This window comes from Streptomyces sp. WM4235, assembly GCF_001279725.1.
GTDB lineage: Bacteria > Actinomycetota > Actinomycetes > Streptomycetales > Streptomycetaceae > Streptomyces.
In genome coordinates, this window is sequence record NZ_LGDE01000068.1 from 19,221 (window position 1) to 41,457 (window position 22,237).

16 protein-coding genes and 1 pseudogene are annotated in these 22,237 nt (G+C 67.9%); 6 read left to right on the forward strand and 11 right to left on the reverse strand.

Annotated elements, in window-relative coordinates; genetic code table 11:
• Positions 1 to 70: 70 nt before the first annotated feature.
• A pseudogene (locus ADK55_RS07870) lies at positions 71 to 1,196 on the reverse strand (IS3 family transposase).
• A gap of 655 nt (positions 1,197 to 1,851) precedes the next feature.
• Between ADK55_RS07870 and ADK55_RS07880 the strand changes: the two are divergent.
• The 3 genes from ADK55_RS07880 (at position 1,852) to ADK55_RS07890 (ending at position 5,465) form a co-directional block, all read left to right on the forward strand.
• Positions 1,852 to 2,373: a hypothetical protein gene (locus ADK55_RS07880; protein WP_053676755.1), complete on the forward strand. Its 522-nt coding sequence runs from the start codon at positions 1,852 to 1,854 to the stop codon at positions 2,371 to 2,373.
• A 283-nt stretch (positions 2,374 to 2,656) separates the two neighbouring features.
• On the forward strand, positions 2,657 to 4,717 hold the full coding sequence (locus ADK55_RS07885; protein ID WP_234349949.1) for a hypothetical protein: 2,061 nt from the start codon (positions 2,657 to 2,659) through the stop codon (positions 4,715 to 4,717).
• Between the two features lie 52 nt (positions 4,718 to 4,769).
• Positions 4,770 to 5,465, forward strand: coding sequence for a hypothetical protein (locus ADK55_RS07890; protein ID WP_234349950.1), 696 nt, complete (start codon positions 4,770 to 4,772; stop codon positions 5,463 to 5,465).
• Positions 5,466 to 5,880: 415 nt separating this feature from the next.
• Here the strand turns inward: ADK55_RS07890 and ADK55_RS07895 are convergent, their stop codons facing one another.
• The 3 genes from ADK55_RS07895 to ADK55_RS07905 are packed head-to-tail and all read right to left on the reverse strand — an operon-like array spanning position 5,881 to position 8,116.
• Complete coding sequence (locus tag ADK55_RS07895) at positions 5,881 to 6,858, reverse strand: hypothetical protein (protein WP_234349951.1); 978 nt, start codon at positions 6,856 to 6,858, stop codon at positions 5,881 to 5,883.
• A complete protein-coding gene (locus tag ADK55_RS07900) occupies positions 6,771 to 7,793 on the reverse strand; it encodes an IS3 family transposase (protein WP_107089123.1) in 1,023 nt (340 codons plus the stop codon). The genes ADK55_RS07895 and ADK55_RS07900 overlap by 88 nt, the downstream gene beginning before the upstream one ends.
• Before the next feature lie 23 nt (positions 7,794 to 7,816).
• Entirely contained in the window at positions 7,817 to 8,116 is a 300-nt protein-coding gene (locus ADK55_RS07905; RefSeq protein WP_053676831.1) for a transposase, read from the reverse strand.
• Positions 8,117 to 8,437: 321 nt separating this feature from the next.
• Here ADK55_RS07905 and ADK55_RS07910 point away from each other — a divergent pair, with 321 nt between their 5' ends.
• On the forward strand, positions 8,438 to 11,731 hold the full coding sequence (locus ADK55_RS07910; RefSeq protein ID WP_053676758.1) for a hypothetical protein: 3,294 nt from the start codon (positions 8,438 to 8,440) through the stop codon (positions 11,729 to 11,731).
• A 133-nt stretch (positions 11,732 to 11,864) separates the two neighbouring features.
• On the opposite strand, the gene ADK55_RS07915 is transcribed toward ADK55_RS07910, so the two are convergent.
• A complete protein-coding gene (locus tag ADK55_RS07915; protein ID WP_053676759.1) occupies positions 11,865 to 12,920 on the reverse strand; it encodes a serine hydrolase domain-containing protein in 1,056 nt (351 codons plus the stop codon).
• A 430-nt stretch (positions 12,921 to 13,350) separates the two neighbouring features.
• On the opposite strand from ADK55_RS07915, the gene ADK55_RS38395 reads away from it, so the two are divergent.
• Positions 13,351 to 13,899, forward strand: coding sequence for a GNAT family N-acetyltransferase (locus tag ADK55_RS38395; RefSeq protein ID WP_159041314.1), 549 nt, complete (start codon positions 13,351 to 13,353; stop codon positions 13,897 to 13,899).
• A 75-nt stretch (positions 13,900 to 13,974) separates the two neighbouring features.
• Here ADK55_RS38395 and alaS read toward each other — a convergent pair whose 3' ends face one another.
• The 6 genes from alaS to ADK55_RS07950 all read right to left on the reverse strand — a co-directional run bounded on the left by alaS (position 13,975) and on the right by ADK55_RS07950 (position 20,434).
• Positions 13,975 to 16,629, reverse strand: a complete 2,655-nt coding sequence (alaS, locus tag ADK55_RS07925; RefSeq protein ID WP_053676761.1) for an alanine--tRNA ligase — start codon at positions 16,627 to 16,629, stop codon at positions 13,975 to 13,977.
• 224 nt (positions 16,630 to 16,853) lie between these two features.
• The gene (locus ADK55_RS07930; protein WP_063839475.1) at positions 16,854 to 17,525 is read right to left on the reverse strand and encodes an HAD family hydrolase; all 672 of its coding nucleotides are present in this window, start codon (positions 17,523 to 17,525) and stop codon (positions 16,854 to 16,856) included.
• A complete protein-coding gene (locus ADK55_RS07935) occupies positions 17,522 to 18,073 on the reverse strand; it encodes an orotate phosphoribosyltransferase (protein WP_063839476.1) in 552 nt (183 codons plus the stop codon). Before ADK55_RS07935 ends, ADK55_RS07930 begins: the two co-directional genes overlap by 4 nt.
• Positions 18,070 to 18,669 (reverse strand): LOG family protein, encoded by a 600-nt coding sequence (locus ADK55_RS07940; RefSeq protein WP_053676762.1) that lies wholly within the window; start codon positions 18,667 to 18,669, stop codon positions 18,070 to 18,072. Before ADK55_RS07940 ends, ADK55_RS07935 begins: the two co-directional genes overlap by 4 nt.
• Positions 18,666 to 19,538, reverse strand: coding sequence for a hypothetical protein (locus tag ADK55_RS07945; RefSeq protein WP_053676763.1), 873 nt, complete (start codon positions 19,536 to 19,538; stop codon positions 18,666 to 18,668). The genes ADK55_RS07940 and ADK55_RS07945 overlap by 4 nt, the downstream gene beginning before the upstream one ends.
• 62 nt (positions 19,539 to 19,600) lie before the next feature.
• Positions 19,601 to 20,434: an aspartyl/asparaginyl beta-hydroxylase domain-containing protein gene (locus ADK55_RS07950; protein ID WP_053676764.1), complete on the reverse strand. Its 834-nt coding sequence runs from the start codon at positions 20,432 to 20,434 to the stop codon at positions 19,601 to 19,603.
• Between the two features lie 351 nt (positions 20,435 to 20,785).
• Between ADK55_RS07950 and ADK55_RS07955 the strand changes: the two genes are divergently transcribed.
• Positions 20,786 to 22,231: an XRE family transcriptional regulator gene (locus ADK55_RS07955; RefSeq protein WP_159041315.1), complete on the forward strand. Its 1,446-nt coding sequence runs from the start codon at positions 20,786 to 20,788 to the stop codon at positions 22,229 to 22,231.
• Positions 22,232 to 22,237 lie beyond the last annotated feature (6 nt).

A 22,237-nucleotide genomic window follows, 5' to 3' on the forward strand; every position in this document is an offset into this window, starting at 1 on the left:
ACAGGGCGACTCCACCGTCGGCAAGGCCGAATCCCCAGGGGTCTGGTGCAGGTCCGGGGGACAGGTTCGGTCACGCGGCCTGAAGGGCCTGTGTCGTCATGACGGTCTCGAATTCGACGGGGGTCAGTCTGCCGAGCGAGGCTTGCCTGCGGCGGCGGTGGTAGGTCCTCTCGATCCAGGTGACGATCGCGATCCGCAGTACCTGGCGGGTGGCCCACGTCCGGCGGTCATGGCCGCGTTGTCGCCGGCTGCCCCGACTCTTCTTATGGAGCCGGCCATCCGGTGGCGGTCGAGCGCCCGGACGAATTTCCGGGACCGGAATTGCGATCCACGATCGCTGTGCAGAATGGATCCGGCGACGTGTTCACGCCGGGCCACGGCGTTGTCCAGGGCGGTCACGGCCAGGCGGGACTTCATGCGCGTGTCGATGGAGTAGCCCACGATCCGCTTGCTGAAGACGTCCTTGATCGCGCAGAGATACAGCTTTCCCTCGCCGGTGATGTGTTCGGTGATGTCGGTGAGCCACAGCCGGTTCGGGCCACTCGCGGTGAGGTCACGGCGAACGAGATCGTCGTGCACCGGTGGGCCAGCCTTCTTGTTCCTGCCTCGTTTCTTGCCGAACACGCTCCACCAGCGGTTGTCCCGGCAGATCCGCCACGCGGTCCGGTCGGCCATGGCGGATCCCGCGCTGTGGGCCTCGTCGGCCAGGAAGCGGTAGCCGAACTTTGGGTCCTCACGGTGGGCGTCGAACAACGCGTTCGCGCGAGCGGCCGGCTCGACCTCGGCATCGGTCACCGGCCGCTCCAGCCACCGGTAGTAGGGCTGTCTGGCGAGCTTGAGGACCCGGCACGTGACCGTGACGGGAATGCCGTCCGTGGCCAGCTCCTTCACGACCGGGTAGATCCTTTTCCCGGGAGGTTCGCCTGGGACAGGTAGGCGGCGGCCGGGCGCAGGACCTCGTTCTCCTGCTCCAGCAGCTTGATGCGCCGACGTGCCTCGCGCAGCTCCGCGCTCTCCTGGCTGGTTGTCCCGGGCCGAGTCCCGTCGCCGATGTCCGCCCGGCGCATCCACTTCCACAACGTCATCGCGTGGACTCCGATGTCAGCGGCCACCTGCTCGACCGTCACGCCCGGGCCGCGCTTCCTCGCGACCCGCACGACGTCCTGGCGGAACTCTTCAGGATATGGCTTGGGCACAGCGACACCCTCCCACCCGCCCCGCAGGGCAAGCCAGACCAGATGTCACCCAATCGTGCGGCAGACCCGGTGCCCACCGGCAGCCCCTGCTACGAGCAGTTGGTGGCTGATATCTGTATCTCTCTGCCTAGCCGGTCCATGCCTCTTAGGTAACAACAGAAACAGTAGGCGTCACACGTCACATCAACTCAGTAAATATGATGGCGGAAACGAGTCGCTAGGCAGCTCGCGTAATCCCGTGAATTTCGGATTCTCCGTCATCTGGCCGGACCGCGGCGACGCTACGGCTATGCGACTTCATTTCCTGCGCTGGATCCTCGCCCCCATCACCAGCTGGCAGGCGTTTCGGGTGTCCAGGGCCAGCCGTGGACGCACTTCATTCGACGTGGCCTGGCGGCGGGCCAGGGTCGCGAGACACCCTGAAGAAGCTCCCTACGTGTGGCTCGGACACAGAGCTCCCAGCAGCACCGAGCATCATGACCAGACCGGCAACAACCGGCCACATGGCCCGATCTGACACGGCTGATTTTCGGTCGACAACAGCGGTGATCGAGAAGACCGTGGGCTTTCCGCCACATTCTGAAAAGCATTCCTCGACGCTTGGCCGTTTAGTGAGAATCAAGAGCCTGCCAGCCAGACAACGGGGGAGAGCGATATGCCGGATCCTGTAGAGATCGCCCTGATCAGCTCAGCCGTGCCCGCCACACTGACCTTCCTGTATCAGCGACTGGAACACCTGCTCAGCCCACGCCGCCGTGAGATCGAGCCCGATGTCAGCCTTCCCGACACCCTGGTCGGAATGCTTCAGCTGCCCCTGCACCCGGACGAGGAGCGCCTTCAGGCCTACGAACGCGAACTCGAAGTGCTCCACCTCGTCCTCCAGGGCTACGCCGGCCGTAACCTGGACACAGACGCCACAGACCCAGGCCTGCTGCGCAGCATGACGATGCTGCGGGCCGCCCTCGAGGACATCTACGGGCAGCGTCTGACCTTCGAAGGCGAGAACCGCCCGGCCTCCGGGCCGTTCGTCGACCAGAAGCTGACCACGCTCACCGGTGAGGCCACTGGTATGGATGCCGACGAGATCAGCGGGAACGCCCGGGTCACTCAGCAGGTGGAAACGGTCGAGGCAAACGCCAAGCTCATCGGAATGAAAGCGCGCCGGATCGGCGGATAGCAACGCCGAAACGCCACCCGCTGCGCACCCGCGCAACGGCGCCATCCGTCCGAAGGGCCGCGTGTTGACACTGAACGAACCGACCGCCCCCAGCCAGCCCCGCGGGCTGCCAGTCCTGGCTCCACCTCCCAGCGGCACCGACGCGACCAAGCCTCCCGCCGCCCTCCCCGCCGAGGCCGCACCTACTACCCCCGCGCAAGCCACAGTGCCCGCGCAGGACGGAGCCCCGCCCGCTGCGGAGGAACCAGCAGCACCTGCCGAGGCGACCACCACGGCTGATCACGTGTCCGAACCGGATCGCCATGCCGAAGACCGCACTGGGAACACCGATTTCGCGATGAGGGTTGACCAGACGGTTCCGAACAACCACGGCACCGTCATTGGCGTTCAGAACAACCACGAGATCCAGCGACTACGCGGAACCCCTCTGACCGATGACTGGGTCCGCGGGCGCCTGCGCAGCTTTGCCAGCAACGACGACACGACGAAGACACTCGAGGCGATCCTCGAAGCCCACCGCGTCGTGGTCATCCACGCGTCCCCCGGCACCGGCCGTTACACCACTGCCCTGCACATCCTCACCACCTTGCGCATGCGCGCTATCCGCCAGGTCAGGCGCGTCCCCGACGAGAAGATCGAGCTCGAAGGGCTTCTGGACGAGGACACCGGCTGGATCCTGGACCTGCGACACGAGACACAGCCGTTGCCCACCGCTACTGGACTCCACCTGCGAGAGATCGCGGACCATCTGCGCGAGACCCGATCGTTCATCATCGCTGTCGTCCATACCGACACCTGGACGAGCGTGGCCGACGAAGCACCCGACCTGGACCACCAGCTCAAGCCCGCGGACGGGCTCCGTGTCGCCCGCTCGCACCTCGCCGACCAGCCACTCAAGCCGAGCGAACTGGACCAGTGGCTCAGCGATAGCAAGATCACCCGCCACCTCCAGCACGCCACACCAGCGATGGCGGTCAGTTGGGCCCACAAAATCACGTCGGCCGTCACACTGAACCACTCAATGACGGAACCGAAAATCTTCGACGAACTCGTCGACTTCGTCATCCAGTCCGCGCGGAACTGGCGCAGTGAACTCCTCAAGTGGCACAAGGAGCAAACCGACAGCGGTCACCGCACCTACCTGCTCGCCGCCGCCGTACTCGACGGAGCAACAGCCCAGGCCGTCTACGACTCCCACCTCAAGCTCGGTACGGCACTCGACGACACACCCGTACCCACCAAAGGCCAGCGCGGCCCCGGCGTCATCGAACTTACCGACGCCATCAACGCAGACCTCGGCACCGACGATCGCATCCGCTTCCTGCGCCCGGGATACGCCGAAGCCGTCGTCGACTACTTCTGGGTCGACCGTGCCCACCACGTCGAGGCCTTCACTCACTGGACAGCCGAGCAAGCAGCCCTCCTGTCCGGCGACCTCGGGATCGGTCTGGCTGATCGCGTCAGCCAGTGGGTCATCCGCTACACCCTCACCAAACAGAGCCTGACCGTATTGCGCGCGACCGCCACACACTGGGCAGCCTCCAAGAACCTCAGCGGCCCCGCCGTGGACCTCCTGGTCGCCGCCGCCATTGACCCGCAAGCCGGCAAACTCGCCCGCGATAAATACCTTCAATGGGCCGGCGCCCCCGACCAGCCAACCCCTGACGAACGCGTCCACACCCCGGTCGCCCTCAAACGCGTCCTCGCCGCAGCGATGGCACAGCTCGGCCCCGCCTACCCCAAGGTCGCGCTGAGGCGACTGGCCGACCTCGCCGCGCACACCGGCGACGCCACCGTCACACAAGCCGTTGGCGAGGCCCTCATGGCCCTGTGGGACCAAGAAGGCTTCACGGAACGGATCCGCGACACACTGACCACTTGGTTCACCGCAGCACAGCACCACCACACCGCTGCAGCCCGCCGCGCCTTCCTGCATCTCGCGGAAAGGACTGGCCCCTACGGCATCCCCATCCTCCTGACCACACACACCAGCGGACCAGACCCCTGGACCCTCACCGGCTGGCGCCGATCCCTCGACGACACCCAGAGCAGCCAGATCCAAGGGGCCGTCGACGCCTGGCTTGACGCCGCCCTCGCACACCGCGAACTCCGCACCACGATCGTCACCACCTTCACCGAAGCCGTCTTCCGATCCGATACCGACCGCACCTACCTCGCCCAGCGGTACATCGTTCTCAACCACGCCGCCAACGGATGGGAACCCGCCCACGCCGGACAGCAGCCCACGGAACGCACCCGCCTGCGCGACGAGGTGCTCATCGCCATCCGAGAAGCAGACCCGACAGCCCCGACCCGCGCCCGCGATGCGCCGACCACGTCGTAGAAGGGGTGGCTGGCCTCAACCCCGGGCAGGCAACCTCAGCATCACTTGCCCCATGCCCAGTACGATGCCCGGCCACCCCTTCACCCTCACCCTCACCGGGGCGTGGGAAGAACTTCCCTCGCCTCGTCCCCACCACAACCCCGACGCTGCCGCCAGTCACCACGCCCTGACCATCGTCCGCAACATCACCTCCGCCCTCACCCCGGCCGACACAGTCCTGGCCGCGGCACGCATCAACACGCTCCTCGGCCAGCCCTCCGACATCCCCGGCATTCCTGTCAGGCTCATCTGGGCCCACGCGGACCTGACCACCGACCTCGAGGCACTCAGCGCCACCAACCGACACCAACGTCTCAAGCACGAGGAGGAACAGCGCCGTGCCGAACAGGCCCGCCACCTGGAGACGGCACGTGCCTTCCAGACCACAGTGATGAGCGACCCCTCCCTAGCCCTGGCCTACTGGTATGCCACCGCACCGCACACCATCGACAAAGACACACTTACTCGCCTCGAACAAGTGCACAGCCAAGCCGCCGCTTACGCACCACAAGGCCGTTGGGCACTCCTCGCACGCCTGCTCCACACCTTCACCAGCGACCTGACCACCGACGCCAAGAACCACCTCATCGACACGATGGCTGCCCTCACCGACCGTTACGGGCAACCCGACATCGCCAGCGAGATCCGCACCCTGCACACCCCAGACCCGGCCGAGCGGCATGTCCCTGCTCAGGGGCCAACCCCCTGAGCGCCCCGGACACGACGAAAACCGCCCATGACAACGGGGAAACACTCACGCAGCGCCGGACGCCGAATTGGCGGGCCGACGACTGGCGCGAGGTGGGCCGCAGGTCATCACCACCCCGCCTGGGACGGGCGAAGCTAGGTTCGCGGCTCTCGACCTCGGCCAGCCGCTCTTCAGGCGCGCTGCGTTGGTTCGGTGCTGCGTTGTCCCAGGCGCCGTAGGAAGTAGCGTCCGCACGCTCTGCTGAATGAGGCGCCACACGCATTGTCTCCCAACTCACAAGAGCTGCCTCTGCCCCCTACGGGCGTGGACCCCAGCGAGCGCGTCGGACTGGTCACCCAGGCTGCTGCGCCCTGCGGGTATGGACCCTTGGCGTCCGGTCTCTGAACGAGCCAGATGTGGTCCAGCGCGCATGGTGCTACTTGCCGCAGAGCTCATCGATTCGACACTGCTCCCAGTAGTCCAGGACCATGTCGAGTCGCCTGACGGACGGTTCGATCCGGCTCAGGGAGCGGTCCAGGTTGATGAACGGAATCATCAGGCCGGTGAGCGATGACGTCTTGGACTTCAATCGCTCCGCCTGCTTCCTCCATGACAGCAAGTGCTTGGCCACGTCGCTGAGACCGTTCAGCATGCGAGCCATGTCGTCGTCCGGGAGGGAGGGGTCCACTTCCCCGGCACTGTTGACGCCCAACAGCTGCTGCGCGATGGCCACGGCCGCGATGACGGCCTGGACACGTTTCATTGCGTGATCGTGAAACCTGCGGCTTATCGCTTTGAGATCGACATCGACGCCTTCGACAAGCCGGCCCCGGAGCTGATGTGGCGTCACGATGCGAGCTGGGTCCGACGACGCCATCGTCCATGCGATTGGTCTGTGCCGGCCGATGAGTTCATCTGCGAGAACCCTGTAGGCCAGTACAAGATCTGAGATCAGATCCGGTTCCAGCGTGTCCCGGTGGTATGCCGCATTGCGGTACTGGTGCAGCCGGTCGAGCACCTCGCGTTCCTGGGCTGTCAGCACGCCCCTCTGTTTCAGGAACTTGGTCCTTTCATGCAGATGTTCGTCCATGGACTTACGGCGATCCGGTTCCACATGCTCGTCGACGGCTTGGGTCAGCCGCTCGTCGATCTGTCCGCCGCTGTCACGGAACTCGCGCATTTCCGCAATGACGCTGTCAGCGATCTGGGAGGCCAGCTGGGCGTTGACCTCACGGCCGATGACCACCTCAACCAGATGGTCCAGGAGGATGAGGGCAAGCCGGTCGTGTGCCTGGTCACCTGCCTCAGCGCAGCGCCGGATCTCGGCTATCTCGACCGCGAGCCAGTTCCACTGCTCGGCCTGCTGTACTGCGACGCGGTCCCAGTCGGACGCGAAAGGCTGCATAGGTGGCATGGCACCAGCCTCCCATCACATGACGTAGTGAAGCTCCCCCCGCGAACTGGACAGCGGGTGTTCACGCTGCCGGGGCGAGGTCTTGCCTGAGCAGGGTTCTCGTTTCGAGCGGGGTGACGTACCCGGAGTCGGCTGCGGTTGTACTCGACCTCGATGTAGCGGAAAACGTCGGCCCGGGCAGCCTCGCGGGTCTCCCACACGGTCGTCCCGATCTCCGCTTTCAGGATGGCGAACCAGCTTTCCGCGGCGGCATTATCGTAACAAGAGCCGACACGCCCCATCGACTGCCGCATGCGCAACTTGCGTATCTCGGTGCGGAATTCGTCACTCGTGTACTCGCTGCCGCGATCCGTATGCATGACGCAACCATGCTCCAGGCCGCCCCGCCCGGCCGCCATCCTCAGAGCGGCGACCGGCAGCTCGGCGCGGTGGTGCTCGGCCATTGCCCAGCCGACCACCTCCCGCGTCGCGAGATCGATACACGTTGCCAGATACAACTTCCCTTCCAGTGTGACGAGTTCGGTCATGTCGCCGACGAGCCGCATCCCGGGCCGGGGCGCGGTGAAGTCCCGGCCGATCAGGTCGAGCGCGAACACCGCCCGCTTTGCCTGCCGGGTCAGGCCCCGATGCCGGCGGCGGGTGATCCCGGCGATCCGGTGTTCGCGCATCAGCCGCTCGACCTTCTTGGAGTTCACCGCCCGCCCGGCCCGCCGCAGAGCGGCATGGATCCGCGGGGCCCCGTAGGCGCCGCGAGATCCGGCGTGGAGCACCCGGATCTCACCCACCAGCACATCCTCGGCCCGCTCCCGCACCGTCCGGGCCGGCCGTGACGCCCTGTGCGCGTAGTAGGTGGAACGGGGCACCCCCAGCACACGGCACAGAAACACAACGCTGTGACCTGCAGGATTACCCTCCGACGCCTTCTCCGCATCGATGAAACAACACCGCGCCGCGGTGTCTACCTCATCTTGTCCTGAGCGAAGAAGGCGGTCGCTTTTCCCAGCACCTCGATCGTGGCCTCCTGCTCGCGAACCTTCCGCCGCAACCGGACCAGCTCCTCACGCTCCGCAGTGGTCAACGCCCCGGCGGGCCCCTCACCGCGGTCGATCTTCGCCTGCTTCACCCACCCGCGCAGGCCTTCCGGACTCACACCCAGATCCCTCGCGACCTCAGTGACCGTCTTCTCCGAGGACAACGCCAAGGCAACCGCGTCCCGTTTGAACTCGGCCGTGTACCGCTTACTCATGTTGCTCTTCATGCTCACTACCTGTGACTGCTTCCTCCGGGACCATCCGTCCCAGTATCAAGCTGTCCAGCCGACAGGGGGAAGCTCACAGGGGGAAGCTCATAGCGCTGTGAACTCCAGTACGCGGTGCAAGCGGGCAGAGCAGAGCCTCCATCTCAACTGCGGTGACGGGCGCGAGAAGGGCGGCATGGCGTCCTGCATGTGAGGGAGAGGCCAGAGAGCGATGGGGCATGACCCTTTCTCGTCATGTTGACGAGAATGAGGGTGGGGTGGCACTCTGAACCTGCGGCCCGTTGGCGCCGTGCTCCGTGCGAGTCACCTCTGGCGGCAACCATGAACCACACAGACGCTCAGCAGTACGTACAGCAGCTGGAAGCGGCGATGGCGCAGATCAGGCCCTGGGGGGCCGTAGCCATCGTCGGGGCAGGCATGTCATTCGCCGGATATCCCATGACTGCCGGACTCAACCCCTTGCTCTGGCAGGCCCTGGACGCCTGCCCGCCAGCACTGCACGCGACAGCCCGCACCATCGGACAGCCCCCCACACCGGCCAAAGACCTGCTCGGCAACAACTGGGACAAACTGAGCCGCGGCTACCAGCAGCTGCGCCTCCACGCCGACGCCCGGGCTTCCTTCCAGCTCGGATTTCAGGCACTCGACCGACAGCGCCAACCCTCACCTGCACACCAGGCCATGGCACGCCTGATGCACCACGGCCTCATCGAGCTCACCGTCTCCTTCAACTGGGACACCGCCGTCGAACGTGCCTGGGGCGCCCAGTACGGCACCCCGCTGCCTGCTGCCGCGGCCCAGTTCGTCAAACCCCACGGGGACGCTGCCCGTCCCAGGGCTGCGTGGATCCTGCCCGACGAGCCCGGCTTCGTCCCACCCGACCTCGCCGAGCGGGTACGCGCCATGCTCACCGAACGCCCCCGCGTTCTGCTCATCGTCGGCTATTCCGAAAGCGATGAGGACGTCGTCACCCAGCTGACCGGTCCCATGGGGCAGCAATGGCCGGTTGTACGCATCGGCCCCTCCGCCACCGGCCCACTGGCCGTCACCGCCACGGCCGACGACGCCTTGCCCGACCTCGCATCCCAGCTGGTCCCCGAGCCCGAACTGCCCGGCTGGCGCTGGGTCGACTACAGCATCCAACGAGACCTGGGGGCCGCCCTGCGCGGCTACCGGCTCACCTCCCAGGACGCGGAAGCCTGCCCGCAATCCCCCGAAGCCGCGGATGTGGCGCAGCGGCTGACCGTCGCCAACCTGGCCCGTCTTCAGGCGCCCAGCGGCTGCGGCAAGTCCGTCACCGCCTTTCAGGCCGCACGCATGCTCAACCACGACGGCTGGGAAGTCGTCGAACTAGCCGAGACCGGAGTCGCCACCCGCGCGACCGTTCAATCCCTCGCCCGCACGCACTATCCCACCGTGGCTGTCGTCGACGACGCACAGGCCCTGCGCCCCGAGGTACTGACCAGTCTGGAGCGCCTTGCCTCCAGCCGGCTGAAGGTCCTGCTCGTCCACACCGACGACGAGAACGCCCCCTCAACGGACCCCGCCACAGTGCACCTGCTGCCCACCCGGGCTGTTCAGCTTCTGGCTGACCACATCAGCGCCCACCAGAACGGCCTCCTGTCCGTTCTCTCCCGGCTGGACGACCGCCTAGGACAAAAGCCGTTCACCATTTCCGTCGACGAACGGCTCGCTGAAGCACGCCAAGCCTCCCGCCCATGGCAGTTCATGTTCGTCCTGACCGGAGGGGAGCGCCGTGCCGCGGAGGAGGTCGCTTTCCTGCGTGAACACAATCGAGCAGACCTCCTGCTTGCTGTTCTCAGCGCTCAGCAACTCCTTTCCCTCGACGCCGGCATCGATGAGACGACACTGCTGCCCCTGGCCGCTGGGAATCTCGACCGTTCCCAGCGATGGGCCCACGACGCGCTGGCTGCTCTCGTCGGGCGCCGCCTTGCGCTTCCAGGTGAACGCATCCGCACCCCCCATCAGCGTTTCGCCGCATATGCGCTGCGTGCCGTCCTGCGCACGGGCACCCAGCCCGATGAACAGCTCCTGCAGCACCTCCGCAGGCAGCTGACCGATCCGACCACAGCTCTCCGCGGCATCCACTGGCTGCTGGATGACCTCCGTCAGGTCGAACAGCTCCGGTACAGAAGACCACCCTTGCTCATGGACGAGACGACGACCCAGACCCTGGTGGACCGCTGCATTCACGCACCCCGCCAAGAACGAGCAGCAGCAGCGATGGTCCTGTGGCATGTCACGTGGTGGGGAGAAGAGGCGCGCACCCAAGTGCTGTCCCGCGATGCCATCATCGCTCGCTGGATCAGCGAGGCCACTACAGCTGAGGCCTATTCGCTGCGCTGGGCTGCCAGCGGACTGCGCTCCGACAGAGGCGAAGGCGGTACCTGGGCTACCACTGCGGCACAGATCCCACCTCTTCAGTTCGCCCACCGACTGAATACGGAACTCACGGCCGGATCCGTCTACTCCTGGTCCGAGCTGGTGGGCGAGCTGTGGCAGGTAGTGCCACAGGAGTGGAAGAAGGAATGCGTGGAGGCACTGGACCGCGCAACCTTGCTGACCGCAGCCCACGACCTCGACGAATACTCCGTGCACGGCTACACCAAACTCGCGATGTGGTGCGCCGCGGCGGATATCAGCCTGTACTTCGAAATGATGAGCGAGGCGGCCCCAGCCATCAGCCGCACTCTGACCACGGCACCAGGACAAGCTGTCAATAACCTTTTCGACTTCCTCCTGGCGACCTACTGGGCCGAGGATCCCCAGCCCCAGGACGACGCCCGGCGCCGGTTCGTCGAGGAGGCCAAGGTCCTCGTGCGGCGCATCATCGCCGCAACCTCGTGGGAAACCGCTGCTGATGTCGTCAGTAAGGGTGATCTGCGCTCATGGGGAAGCCTGGACGTGCTGGCCCACTGGCTCCACAGCCACGACCCCATCGCCTATGCCACGTTCACCGACAACATTACTCTCGCATCTCTGGACACCCGCACCGCAGGACTCTGGCACGACATGATGGAACTTCGTTCCATCACACAGACACTCAGCTGCGGCACCAGCCGAGAACCGGGCCGCAGCTGGATCACCACCCACGCGGACGAGATCACCACAATGCCGAGTTGGGCCATCGCGATCGCCCCGGACACCGCAGCAGCCATCTCCCGGCGCGGCGGAACGCTCTCCCTGGGCCTGTCCGGCGGGGCTCACTGGGACTGGGCTGCCGACGCCCTCCAATCCCTCACGGAAACGAACAGACCCGTAGCCGTGGAGCTGCTGCGCTGTAGCCGTTCAGACCTCACCAACGCTCTGACAAACAACCAGTTCCACTCTGCCAACGGCTTGGCAGAGTTCCTCAACGCGGCTGACACATGTGCCCCAGACATCGTCGATGCCGCCCTCGAGGCCCTCGCCCCGACCCAGATCAGCGAATCATGGCCAGCAATGCTGGACGGTGCAGACGAGCAACGCATCGCCGCAGCGACACTGATCACCCGAACCGCACGTATTCACGGCCCCATGGGAGAGCAGGCTCGACAACTTCAACGTCACCTCCCCGTAGGGGAGTCGCCCTCGCCCGGTGAAGCCGACGCATAGCTGGTTCTGCTGCGGCGCTGCGTAGGAAGCCAGGGGCCAGAGATATACCGGTACGCACCGGCACGCCACCGGGGGACCTTGCTCGAATGAGGTTGGTCACATCGGCTTGGCAAGAACTAGCCGGGATGACCGTTCACTTCAGGGCTGGCGAGCCCGAGTAGTAGAAGACGTCAGCTCGGAACGCATTCCGGATCTCCGTGAGGGCTTCGCGGTCGCGATTGAAGCGGAGCTTGTTGGTGAGGAGGACGGCCCATCGGTCTTGTTGCGGGCTGATCCACATGCCGGTGCCAGTGAAGCCGTAGTGGACCCAGATGTCCTCGTTGGGTTCGGTAGCAGGTGCAGGATGCCAGAAGAGGCCGCGGGCGGGGGCTAGGCCGCCCGTGCGGATGCGTAGGGACTCGTCGATCCAGTTGGGGCCGAAGGCGGTCTGGGTGGGGGCGAGCATGTGGCGGAGGAAGCGGGCCACGTCGTCGAGGACCGAGAAGGTGCCAGCGATGCCGCAGACGCCGTTGAGGAGGCGGGCGGAGAAATCGTGGGCCGTGCCCTTGAGGTGGGTGCCGGTGGTCTCGTCGTACTCGGTGGGGGCGCAGCGGGCCGCCTCGGCGTCGGGGAGGGGGCCGAAGCGGGTCTGGGTCATGCCCAGGGGGTGCCAGATGCGGTCGGTGGCGAGCTGGTCCAGGGGTTGGCCCGAGAGGTGTTCGGCGAGGTAGCCGAGGACGAGGGCGGCTCGGTCTGTGTACTCGACGGCTTCGCCGGGTGGGCGGTGGAGAGATTCGTGGAGGACGCCGTCGCGGATGTCCTGGGGGTCGGTGCCGTAGAGGTTCTTCAGGTTGGCGCGCAGCGGCAGGCCTGCGGTGTGCGTGAGCAGGTGGTGGGCCGTGGCCCGGGCTAGGGGGCGGCCTGCGACTTCGTCCCAGAAGGTGCCCAGCGGGGTGTGGAGCTGGAGCTTGCCCTCTTCGACCAGGGTGCCGATCGTGGACCAGACGGCGAGGATCTTGGTGAGGCTGGCCACGTCGAAGACGGTGTCCAGCCGCATCGGCTCGTCCGGATGGTCGGGGTCCAGGAGGCCGACGGCTCCGCTGGCCTCGATGCCGTCGGCGTTCCCGACCGCCCACACCGCGCCGGGGTAGACCTCGTCGCGGACGCCGGTCTGGAGGAGGTCTTCGATCCGGTCGGTGGTGTGGGTCATGGTCTCCCGATCGTCGTGGGCCGCGGGTGGTCCGATGGCCAGGCTAGTGACGCGGCCGGTGCGTTGTCGGCTGCGGCACGACGGCCGGCGCAACCCGATGGCCGTCTCCCGCTTGGCATCGCCTTGGCGAAGGTGGACCGATGCGACGCGGAGGTCTGTGAGCGGCTGCTCGGGCACGCCGACCTCACCCATTCGGTCGGGAGCACGTGAGGGAGTTGGAGTTGCAGACCGTGCTGGGGTCGCTTCGGGGAGCGCGGCTATCGCACGGGCAACGCGATTGTCCGGCGGTATCCGCATCTTGCGATGGCGGGAGTGGGACCGGCTGGTTCGCCGGGCGTTCCGGTGGTGGCTGACGCAAGCTGAGGTTGGCGAGCGGTTACCGGAGGTGGATGTAGTGCCCACGTCGAGGTCGCATCAGCGAGTCCGTGGTTTGACCGAACCCGCGACGACCGCGAAAGGGGCGGCGGCCGACGAGGCGGCGATCCGGCTCTTCGCTGAGGAAGATTCCGTGCAGGAGCTGACCCGTCTGCTGCACCGGGCGTATGCCGATCATGCAGCCGCAGGACGGGTCTTCTTCGCCTCGTATCAGTCTCCGCAGGACACGGCTCGCCGCCTGAGGGGCGGCGAGTGCTGGCTGGCGTTTCAGGGGACCTCGCTGGTGGGCACGGTCACCGTTGCGGTTCCGTACGTCGCCCCGGATGGGTATCCCGCACCGGCCGGTGCGGGGTCTTTCTGGCAGCTCGCGGTGGATCCGTCTCAGCGGGGCACTGGCTTGGGGCAGCGACTTCTGTCGGTTGCTGAAGCGCGGGTCGCCGCTCGGGGTGCCGCGCAGGTCGTCATCGATACGTCGTCCCAGGCGACTGAGCTCGTCGGCTGGTACCGCCGGCGGGGCTACGTGCCCGTGGGTACCTGGCGGTGGGATGTGACCAACTACGACAGTGTGGTGCTCGTGAAGGACCTGGCGACGAGCCGATCGTGATGGCGGGAGGCACCCAGCAGGCGGCGGCCCCGGCTGGGGCGTTCGCTTGCCGTGTGCCTCCCGCGCGTGGGTCACCTACTGGTCGAGGGCGCGGGTCGCTTCCTGGACAGCGATGCTGAGGGCTTCGTCGAGGGCCTCGACGCGGCGACCTCCGGCATTGGCGACGGCGCCAGTGCCGCCTGCTCCGCCGCCGACGGTGCGGGCGGCCGAGGCGAGGATGTGGCTGGCCTGGGTTCCTGAGCCGAGGACGCCGGGGGTGATCGCGGCGACGAGCAGGGCCTTGCCGTCGTGTTCGGTGCCGAGGACCACCACGGCGCGTTCGTTGCTGAGGCGGTCGGCGGTGCTGGTGGCGAGGCTGCGCAGGTCGCTCGCGCCGAGTCCTGGAACCCGCTGCGAGACGATGCGACCCCCGGGCACCTGGCGGGAGGAGGAGGCGAGCTTCTCCGCCTGGCTCCGCAGGTCTGCCTCGCGTCGGCGGGAGAGGTCCTTCTCCGCGGCGGCCAGGGAGCCCAGGCGCTTGTGGAGGGTCTCGGCGGCCTGCTTCGGACGGGTGCCGAGGAGGGTGGAGACCTCTTCGAGGATGCGGCGCTCGACGTCGTGGTGGCGCAGGGCGCCGTGGCCGGTCAGGGCTTCGATGCGGCGGAGGTTGGAGCCGATCGATCCCTCGCCGAGCAGGAGGAAGGCGCCGACCTGGGAGCCGTGGGCGACGTGGGTGCCGCCGCACAGTTCGCGGGAGAAGTCGCCGATGTCGACGATGCGGACGGTGTCTCCGTACTTCTCCCCGAACAGGGCGATGGCGCCGGCGGCCTCGGCCTCGGCGCGGTCGGCGTGCCAGGCACGGACGGCGGGGTCGTCGAGGACGTGGCCGTTGACGGCGGCTTCGATCCGGGCGAGCTGCTCGGGGGTGACGGCGGAGAAGTGGGCGAAGTCGAAGCGCAGGCGGTCGGACTCGACGAGGGAGCCCTGCTGTCGGGCGTGATCGCCGAGGGTGGCGCGCACGACGGCGTGCAGGATGTGGGTGGCCGAGTGGGAGCGCATGAGGCCCTTGCGGCGGTCGGCGTCGACAGCGGCCTCGCCCCTCGCACCGGTGCAGAGCTCGCCTTCGACGACGCGGGCGCTGTGGACGCGGAAGCCCTCCAGGCCGTACCGGGTGTCCGTGATCCGCAGCAGGGTGCCGTCGGCCGTGCGCAGAGTGCCGGTGTCGCCGATCTGGCCGCCTGCTTCGGCGTAGAACGGCGAGCGGTCGAGGACGAATTCGACGTCGGAGCCCGCGGGGGCGCTGGTGGTGACGGCCCCGCCGGAGATCAGGCCGAGCACGGTGACCTCGGCGGTGAGGTGCTCGTAGCCGAGGAAGTCGGTGCGCGGCAGGTGGGCGGACAGCTCGCGATAGGTGTCCTGGCGGCGCAGGGCGTCGGCGGTCTTGGCCTTGCCGCCGGTCTTGGCGCGCTTCTTCTGCTCGTCCAGCAACGTGGCGAATCGGTCTTCGTCGACGGTCAGGCCGGCGTCGCGGGCGGCCTCGACCGTCAGCTCCAGGGGGAAACCGAAGGTGTCGGCGAGCTCGAAGGCGGTCTCGCCCGGCAGGAAGCCGGAGTGGCTCTCCCGGGTGCGGGTGATCGCGGCGTTCAGGAGCCGGGTGCCCTGCGCGAGGGTGCGGGTGAAGGACTCCTCCTCGGCGGTGACGACCTGCTCGATGAGGTTGGCCTGGTCGGTGAGTTCTGGCCAGACGTCGCCGAGGTTGGCGATCACGCTGGCGGTGGTGGGGGCGAGGACGGGCTGGTCGATGCCGAGCAGGCGGGCGTGGCGGACCGCGCGGCGCATGAGGCGGCGCAGGACGTAGCCGCGGCCGTCCTTGGCGGGCAGGACGCCGTCGGCGATGAGGTAGGCGATCGAGCGGGCGTGCTCGGTGACGACCTGGAAGGAGACCTTTTCGTCGGCGCTGCCGGGGCAGTCGCGGCCGGCGAGTTCCTGGACGGTGTTCAGGGTGGGCATGAGCAGGTCGGTGGTGCAGACGTTCTCGACGTCCTGGAGGATCGCGGCGAGGCGGTCGAGGCCGAGGCCGGTGTCGATGCTCTGCTGGGCGAGCTCGCCGAGGATCGGGAAGTTGCCCTTCTTGTCGCCCTCGCCGCGCTGGTACTGCATGAAGACGAGGTTCCAGATCTCCACGTACCGCTCGCCGTCGACGGCGGGTCCGCCCTCGCGGCCGAAGGCGGTCCCTCGGTCGTAGTTGACCTCCGAGCAGGGGCCGCAAGGTCCGGGCACGCCCATGGACCAGTAGTTGTCCTCCATGCCGAGGCGCTGGATGCGCTCCGAGGGGACGCCGATCTTGCGCCAGAGCTGTTCGGCCTCGTCGTCGTCCTCGTAGACGGTGATCCAGAGTCGGTCCTTCTCCAAGCCGTAGCCCTCGGTGAGGAGTTCCCAGGCGTAGGAGATGGCGTCGGCCTTGAAGTAGTCGCCGAAGGAGAAGTTGCCCATCATCTCGAAGAACGTCGCGTGCCGGTTGGTGCGGCCGACGTTGTCGATGTCGGAGGTGCGGGCGCACTTCTGGATGGTGGTGGCGCGGCGGTTCTCCGGGGTGACCTCGCCCAGGAAGTAGGGCTTGAACTGGTTCATGCCGGCATTGGCCAGCAGGAGGGTCGGGTCGGAGGGGATGAGGGGGCTGGACGGGACCTGGCGGTGGCCGCGGGAGGTGAAGTAGTCCAGGAAGGTGGAGCGGATCTGCGTCGAGCGCATGGGTGTGGCCCTCACGGAAGAGTCGTGGAGAGGTGGGGGGTGATCACACGCCGAGCCGGGCCGAGAACGGGGACTGAGTGGTTCTCAGTTCTCCAGCTCGACGCAGATAGCTCGCGCCCCCACGGTGTAAACCATGACTCCAGATCCGTTGCTCACAGGTGGTGCAGCCCGCACGGACCGACGGTCCCGTGCGTGTTGCACCACCCAGAGTAGCGGGTCCGGCATCAAGATCGCTTGGTCTTCTGGTGGGAAGGCTCTGCTCCTGCCAGAAGGAGGAGGAGTACGTCGGCGAGCCCCGTGGCGTGTGGCAGGACGAGATCGGCGCCCGCCCGGGTGAGGGCATCGGGGCCGGCGAAGCCCCAGCCGGCGCCGACTGCCCTGATGCCGGCCGCCCGGGCGGCGTGGATGTCGATGTCCGCGTCACCGACGTACACCGCGTCCTTCGGTACGACGTCGAGCTGTCGCAGGGCGAGCAGCAGCCCGTCGGGTGCGGGCTTGGGAGCCGCGTCCTCGAAGCAGACGATGGTGTCGATCAGGTCGAGGATCTCCGGGGGTAAGAGCCAGCCGACCCGTCGGCGGCTCCGCAGGGTCACGATGGCCGTGGCGACACCGGCGGCCCGAAGGGTCGTGAGGGTCTCGCCGACGAACGGGAAGGCCTCGGTGGAGAGACCGGCCGTTGCGGTGGCCGCGTCCCAGCCGTTCTCGTTGATCACCCCGCTCAGGCCGAGTTCGGCCAGCACCTGCTCGCGTGGCCTGGTCAGGGCTCCGGCGGGGAGGTCGTCGGTGGTGACGCGATGGTCAAGAGCAGAGGTCGCGAAGCCTGCCAGGGTGGCGAGTTGAGCGGTGCGACTGTCGAGGAGGACCCCGTCGAGGTCGAAGAGTACGGCCCGCTTCACGCGGCATCACCGCCTTGCGCGGGCGGCAGGTCGGACTCGGTGAGCAGGGAGTGCAGGGTGACGCGGTGCTCTGCCAAAAGCAGGCGGCCTCCGAGCGGGCGCTCCAGTACGCACAACGCGTCGGTGACGGGAGCTCCGGCGATCCGCAAGGTGCGGGCCATCTTCAGCAGCTGGCCGCCGGAGCGGACCACGTCGTCGACCAGGACGGTACGGCGGCCGTCGAGTGGGGCGCCCTCGATCTGCCGGTGGGAGCCGTAGCCCTTGGGCCGACGGCGAAGGAACAGCGCGGGCAGGCCGGTGGCAGCGGACAGGGCGACGACGAGGGGGACGCCGCCGAGCTCGATCCCCGCGAGCAGCTGGGCGCCGCCGGGCACGAGGCAGGCCAGAGCGGCGGCAGTGTCGTGCAGGAGCGCGGGGTCGGCGGCCAGACGGTACTCGTCGAAGTAGGTGTCCAGCCGGGCGCCGTCGGCGAGGCTGAACGGGGCGGTGACGCATGCGGTTTCTGCGAGCCGAGCAGTGAGGCCGGCCAGCGACGGGCTGGTGGTCATGCTCCTCCGATCGGGACTGTGTCGAGCGTGGCGAGGCAGGTGTGGAAGGCATCGGCGGACTCGACCGCGGTGAGGTAGCCGAGTGGCCGAGTCGGGGTCTCGTACAGCCACTTCTCCTGCCGCAGGAACGTGAGAAGGCGCAGGGCGGCCGCCCCCGCTAGGAAGATCGGTACGGGCCGGATCGTGGTCGCGTAGTACAGGGCGGCGGTCAGTTCGTGCAGAGTGCCGACGCCGCCGCCCATCGCGACGATCAGATCCGCGTGTGCCAGGTAGTGGTTGAGCCGTGCGCCGAGGTCGAGCAGGTGGACCGAGCTGGTGGCATGCGGGTTGAACGGGCCCCACTCGTCGTGCTTGCCGATCAGGGTGACCGCCGTGACCGAGGCTCCCTCGGAGCTCGCTCCGCGGGCGGCTGCCTCCATCAATCCGTTGTAGCCGCCGTGCAGGAGCGAGTACCCGGCCCGGGCCAGTGACCGGCCGACCTCCTCGGCCAGCTTCTCCTCGTCCGCCGAGGCAGGGACGACGCCGCCGAAGAAGACGGCGGTCAGGCCTTCGCGGGCCCAGCTGGTGGCCGGGCCCGCGAGGTGGAGTGCGCTCACGCCAGCTCCTGGTAGGTGCGGTAGGCGGCGATGGCGTCGCCGAGGCCGTCGAGGGCCTCGGGGCAGGCCCGCTCGACGAGGGCGAGCATCCGCTCGATGGCCGCGACGACGTCGGGGGCCGTCGGCACGGCGGGCCCGCTGATCGCGGCGTCCAGGTCGCCCAGGCAGGCCCGGCCGATCGGGGTGCCGGCGATCTCCTCGCGCAGCTGGTACCAGCCCCAGAACCGGGAGGCCGGTGCCAGAGCGGCCTTGATGAGGTCCTTCGTCGCGGTGTGGAGCCGGTGCCACTCCGAGTAGGCGACGAACCGCTGGCCCCGCTTGATGCGCTTGTGCAGCAGTACGGCCAGCACCAGGTGCTCGATCAGTAGCTCGGTGCAGGTACGCGGCCGGGCGAGAAACGCTCCGGCAAAACGCTCGGCGGCCATGGCCGCCTCGGGTCCGGCGGGTGCCGGCTCGCGGTCGAGGATCGAGGCGGTGGCCACGGTTGCACGCAGGCGCGGGATGTGTGTGGCGGGCACGAGGTAGAGGTCGATCTGGTGCAGGATGCCGTCGTCCGGGACGAGGAAGACCATCCCGATGCCGCCGAAGTCGGCGACGATCGTGTCGCGCCAGCCGGGCAGCAGGGCGCCGGCCTCGATGGACATCAGGTCGTCCAAGGCCATCACGAACGCGGGGAGTCGGGCGTCGTGGACGCCGACGACGAAGTCGACGTCGGAGAGGCGGTCGGCGGTGCCGTGGGCCAGCGAGCCCCGGATCATCAGGTGGGTGACGGCCGGCGAGGTCGCCAGGATGTTGGCGAGGCTCGACAGGAGAGGGAGTTGGGCCGGTCGGTTGGCATGGGTGAGTTCAGCCAGTTGCAGGGTGGACATGCGCGTCCTCCGTTCGGATTCCGGCGGGGTGGACTTACGTGGCGGACTTATGGGGCGGCCGATCAGGCGGTGAGGACGAGGAGACGCTGCTTGGCCGCCGTCCATCGCGTCGCTGCCTCCATGTCGCCGAGCGAGGTGTGCAGCTCGGCGATCAGGTCATAGGCCGCGCCCTCAGGCAGGGCGTAGGTGTAGAAGAGCCTCAGCAGCATCCGCTCGGCGGCTTCCGTGTAGCCGAGCTCGGCCATGTTCCGCGCGGCCCGCAGCCGCTCGGCGAGGACCGTGTGGTCCGCGGAGGGCAGCAGCTCGGCGGTGTCGGGGTTGAGCGAGGGGTGCCGAGCGAGCCGCCGGTAGGTGTCGTCCGCGTACACGTCGGCGATCAGATGGATGCGGTCGGGACCGAGCAGGTTGCACACCCCGTGGGCGTACGTCGGCGTCAGCCGCCAGATCCGCCCTCCGGTCATGTGCACCTTGGTGCCGCCGGTGACCAGGAACGCGGACGCGTTCGTGTGCAGCGGGATGTGAAGCCGGTGCCGCTCGATCTCGTCGAGGTCGTCGTAGTCACGGTGCTCCCACAGGAACGCGTTGGGCTCCAGCCGCGCGAGCCGCACCCACATGTAGTTCAGGCCCAGTTCGTCCAGGAGCGCGGAGGTGGCCGGCATCTGGGCCAGCAGTCCGGTCGGTTTGGCGGCGCAGTCGCCGATCGTCACGTCGGCGGCATCGCCGGAGGCGTTCATCAGTGAGGTCGTCCACCAGCCGCCCGACTGGTAGGCGCCGTACTCCGCCTTCCAGGGGGCCCGTACGGTCAGGGCCTCGTGGCGCATCCGTTCCAGGTGAGCGAGATCGACGGAGTCCAGCTGGGCGATCTGCCCGGCCAGAGCGGTCACGGTGTTGTCCATCAGTTCCCTCCCGTTGCCGGCCCCGAGTCGTGGGCCGGCGGGCACGTGGTGCTGGATGGGGGTTGCTCGGTTGGCGCTGTAGCCGCGCTCCCGGCATCACGCTTCGCGTTCGGTGGTACACGGAAGGTGAAGCGCCGCTCAGCATGGCGACGCGCCGGAACGCATGGATACGACGTCGCTGCCGTCGCGAGGCCGTCCTTATCCCCGACTGAAGCCCGGTCCACGTCGTGGTGCGTCATCACCACCGTCATGGCTGCCGTCATCTGCTCGGTGAGCCGCCGGAAGGGGTTTCCCGTCGATCGGCCGGGGCTATCGTCAGACCAGACGAACAGGGACCGGAGGGGATCTGCGGTGGCTGAAACTCCCACGCTTCTACGGGTCTTGACGCTGCGGAGGCACTGGCAGGTCTACAAGACCTTTCTGCTCCGGTTCGAGGAAGCGGCCCACCGCTTGGCACTGGACGAGAACGACCCGTCGCTTGGTGGTCTGTCCGTGTCCAAGCGGCAGTTCGAGCGCTGGTACGGCGGCGCGGTGAAGACCCGCCCGTACCCGGACCAGTGCCGGGTACTGGAGGCCATGTTCGGCGTCGGCGTCGATCTCCTCCTCGCGCCTGCGCCTGCGCCTGCGTCCGCCGCCTCGCCGACGACCCCGGTCGAGTCCTCACTCGTCATCCCACCGCCGAGGCTGAGCGCTGTCCTCCTCCCATCCGAGCAGGCACAGGTGCTGCCTGCCGGTGGTCCGTTCAGCAGCGAGACCCGCTTCGAGGCGGGCACCACAGAATTGGAAAGGCAGGTTGCGATGGCGGCTCGTCGTGCGCTCCGGTTCACCGCGATGGCGGAGGGCAGCAGTGTCGGACCGGAGACCCTGGGCCAGATCCAGGACGAGGTGCGACGGCTGACCGTCGCGTACCCGAAGCTGGCGCTGCCGACCTTGCTCGGTGATCTGGTCGAGGTACAGGACCTCACTTTCCGGCTGCTGGAACACGGCCGGGTCAAGCCACTACAGGCCCGCGAGCTCTACCTGCTCGCCGGGATCACCTCGGGCATGCTCGCCAAAGCCAGCCACGACCTGGGCAACCCGAGCGCCGCGATGATGCAGGCCCGCACCGCGTTTGTGTGCGCGGACAACGCCGACCATCACGCCATGCGCGCCTGGGTCCGCTCCCTGCAGTCCCTCATCTCCTACTGGGCCGGTCGCCCATCCGAGGCCGCCGACTACGCCACCCTCGGCCAGAGCGCCGCCGGGAGCGTCCGCGGCACCACCGGCGTCTGGCTGGCCTGCCTCTCCGCCCGCGCCCACGCGCTCCTCGGCGATGGCGAGGCCACCCGCGCGGCCATTCGGCAGGCCGAGGAGGCCCGCACGATGCTCGAACCCGACGACCTCGATGCCTTCGGCGGCATCATGACCTTCCCGGTGCCCCGCCAGCTGTATTACGTCGCCGAGGCCACCGTGAACCTCGGCGAGGACCCCGCGCTCGGCGAGAGCCAGTCGGAGGCCGCCGTCGCCGCGTACCGCGGCGCCACGGAGGACGAATGGGCCTTCGGCGACGAGGCCGGCGCGCAGACCGACCTCGCCCTCGCCCGCATCGCCCGAGGAGAAATCGAGGGCGCCGTCGAGGCGGTGCAGCCCGTGCTCGACCTCCCCATCGAGCAGCGGAACTTCGGCATCACCAGCAGCGCCCAGCGGGTCCACACCGCACTGCAGGCCGAGGGCCGGCGACACCGGGGCGCGGCAGCAAGCCTGCGCGAGGAGATCGAAGCCTTCACGGCCACCCCGGCATCGGTCCTCGTCCGATGACCCCGC

Coding starts and splice junctions, on each gene's coding strand:
- ADK55_RS07880 (WP_053676755.1), top strand. CDS start 1,852: ATGCCGGATCCTGTAGAGATCGCCCTGATCAGCTCAGCCGTGCCCGCC.
- ADK55_RS07890 (WP_234349950.1), top strand. CDS start 4,770: ATGCCCAGTACGATGCCCGGCCACCCCTTCACCCTCACCCTCACCGGG.
- ADK55_RS07895 (WP_234349951.1), bottom strand. CDS start 6,858: ATGCCACCTATGCAGCCTTTCGCGTCCGACTGGGACCGCGTCGCAGTA.
- ADK55_RS07905 (WP_053676831.1), bottom strand. CDS start 8,116: ATGAAGAGCAACATGAGTAAGCGGTACACGGCCGAGTTCAAACGGGAC.
- ADK55_RS07910 (WP_053676758.1), top strand. CDS start 8,438: ATGAACCACACAGACGCTCAGCAGTACGTACAGCAGCTGGAAGCGGCG.
- ADK55_RS07915 (WP_053676759.1), bottom strand. CDS start 12,920: ATGACCCACACCACCGACCGGATCGAAGACCTCCTCCAGACCGGCGTC.
- alaS (WP_053676761.1), bottom strand. CDS start 16,629: ATGCGCTCGACGCAGATCCGCTCCACCTTCCTGGACTACTTCACCTCC.
- ADK55_RS07935 (WP_063839476.1), bottom strand. CDS start 18,073: ATGACCACCAGCCCGTCGCTGGCCGGCCTCACTGCTCGGCTCGCAGAA.
- ADK55_RS07945 (WP_053676763.1), bottom strand. CDS start 19,538: ATGTCCACCCTGCAACTGGCTGAACTCACCCATGCCAACCGACCGGCC.
- ADK55_RS07950 (WP_053676764.1), bottom strand. CDS start 20,434: ATGGACAACACCGTGACCGCTCTGGCCGGGCAGATCGCCCAGCTGGAC.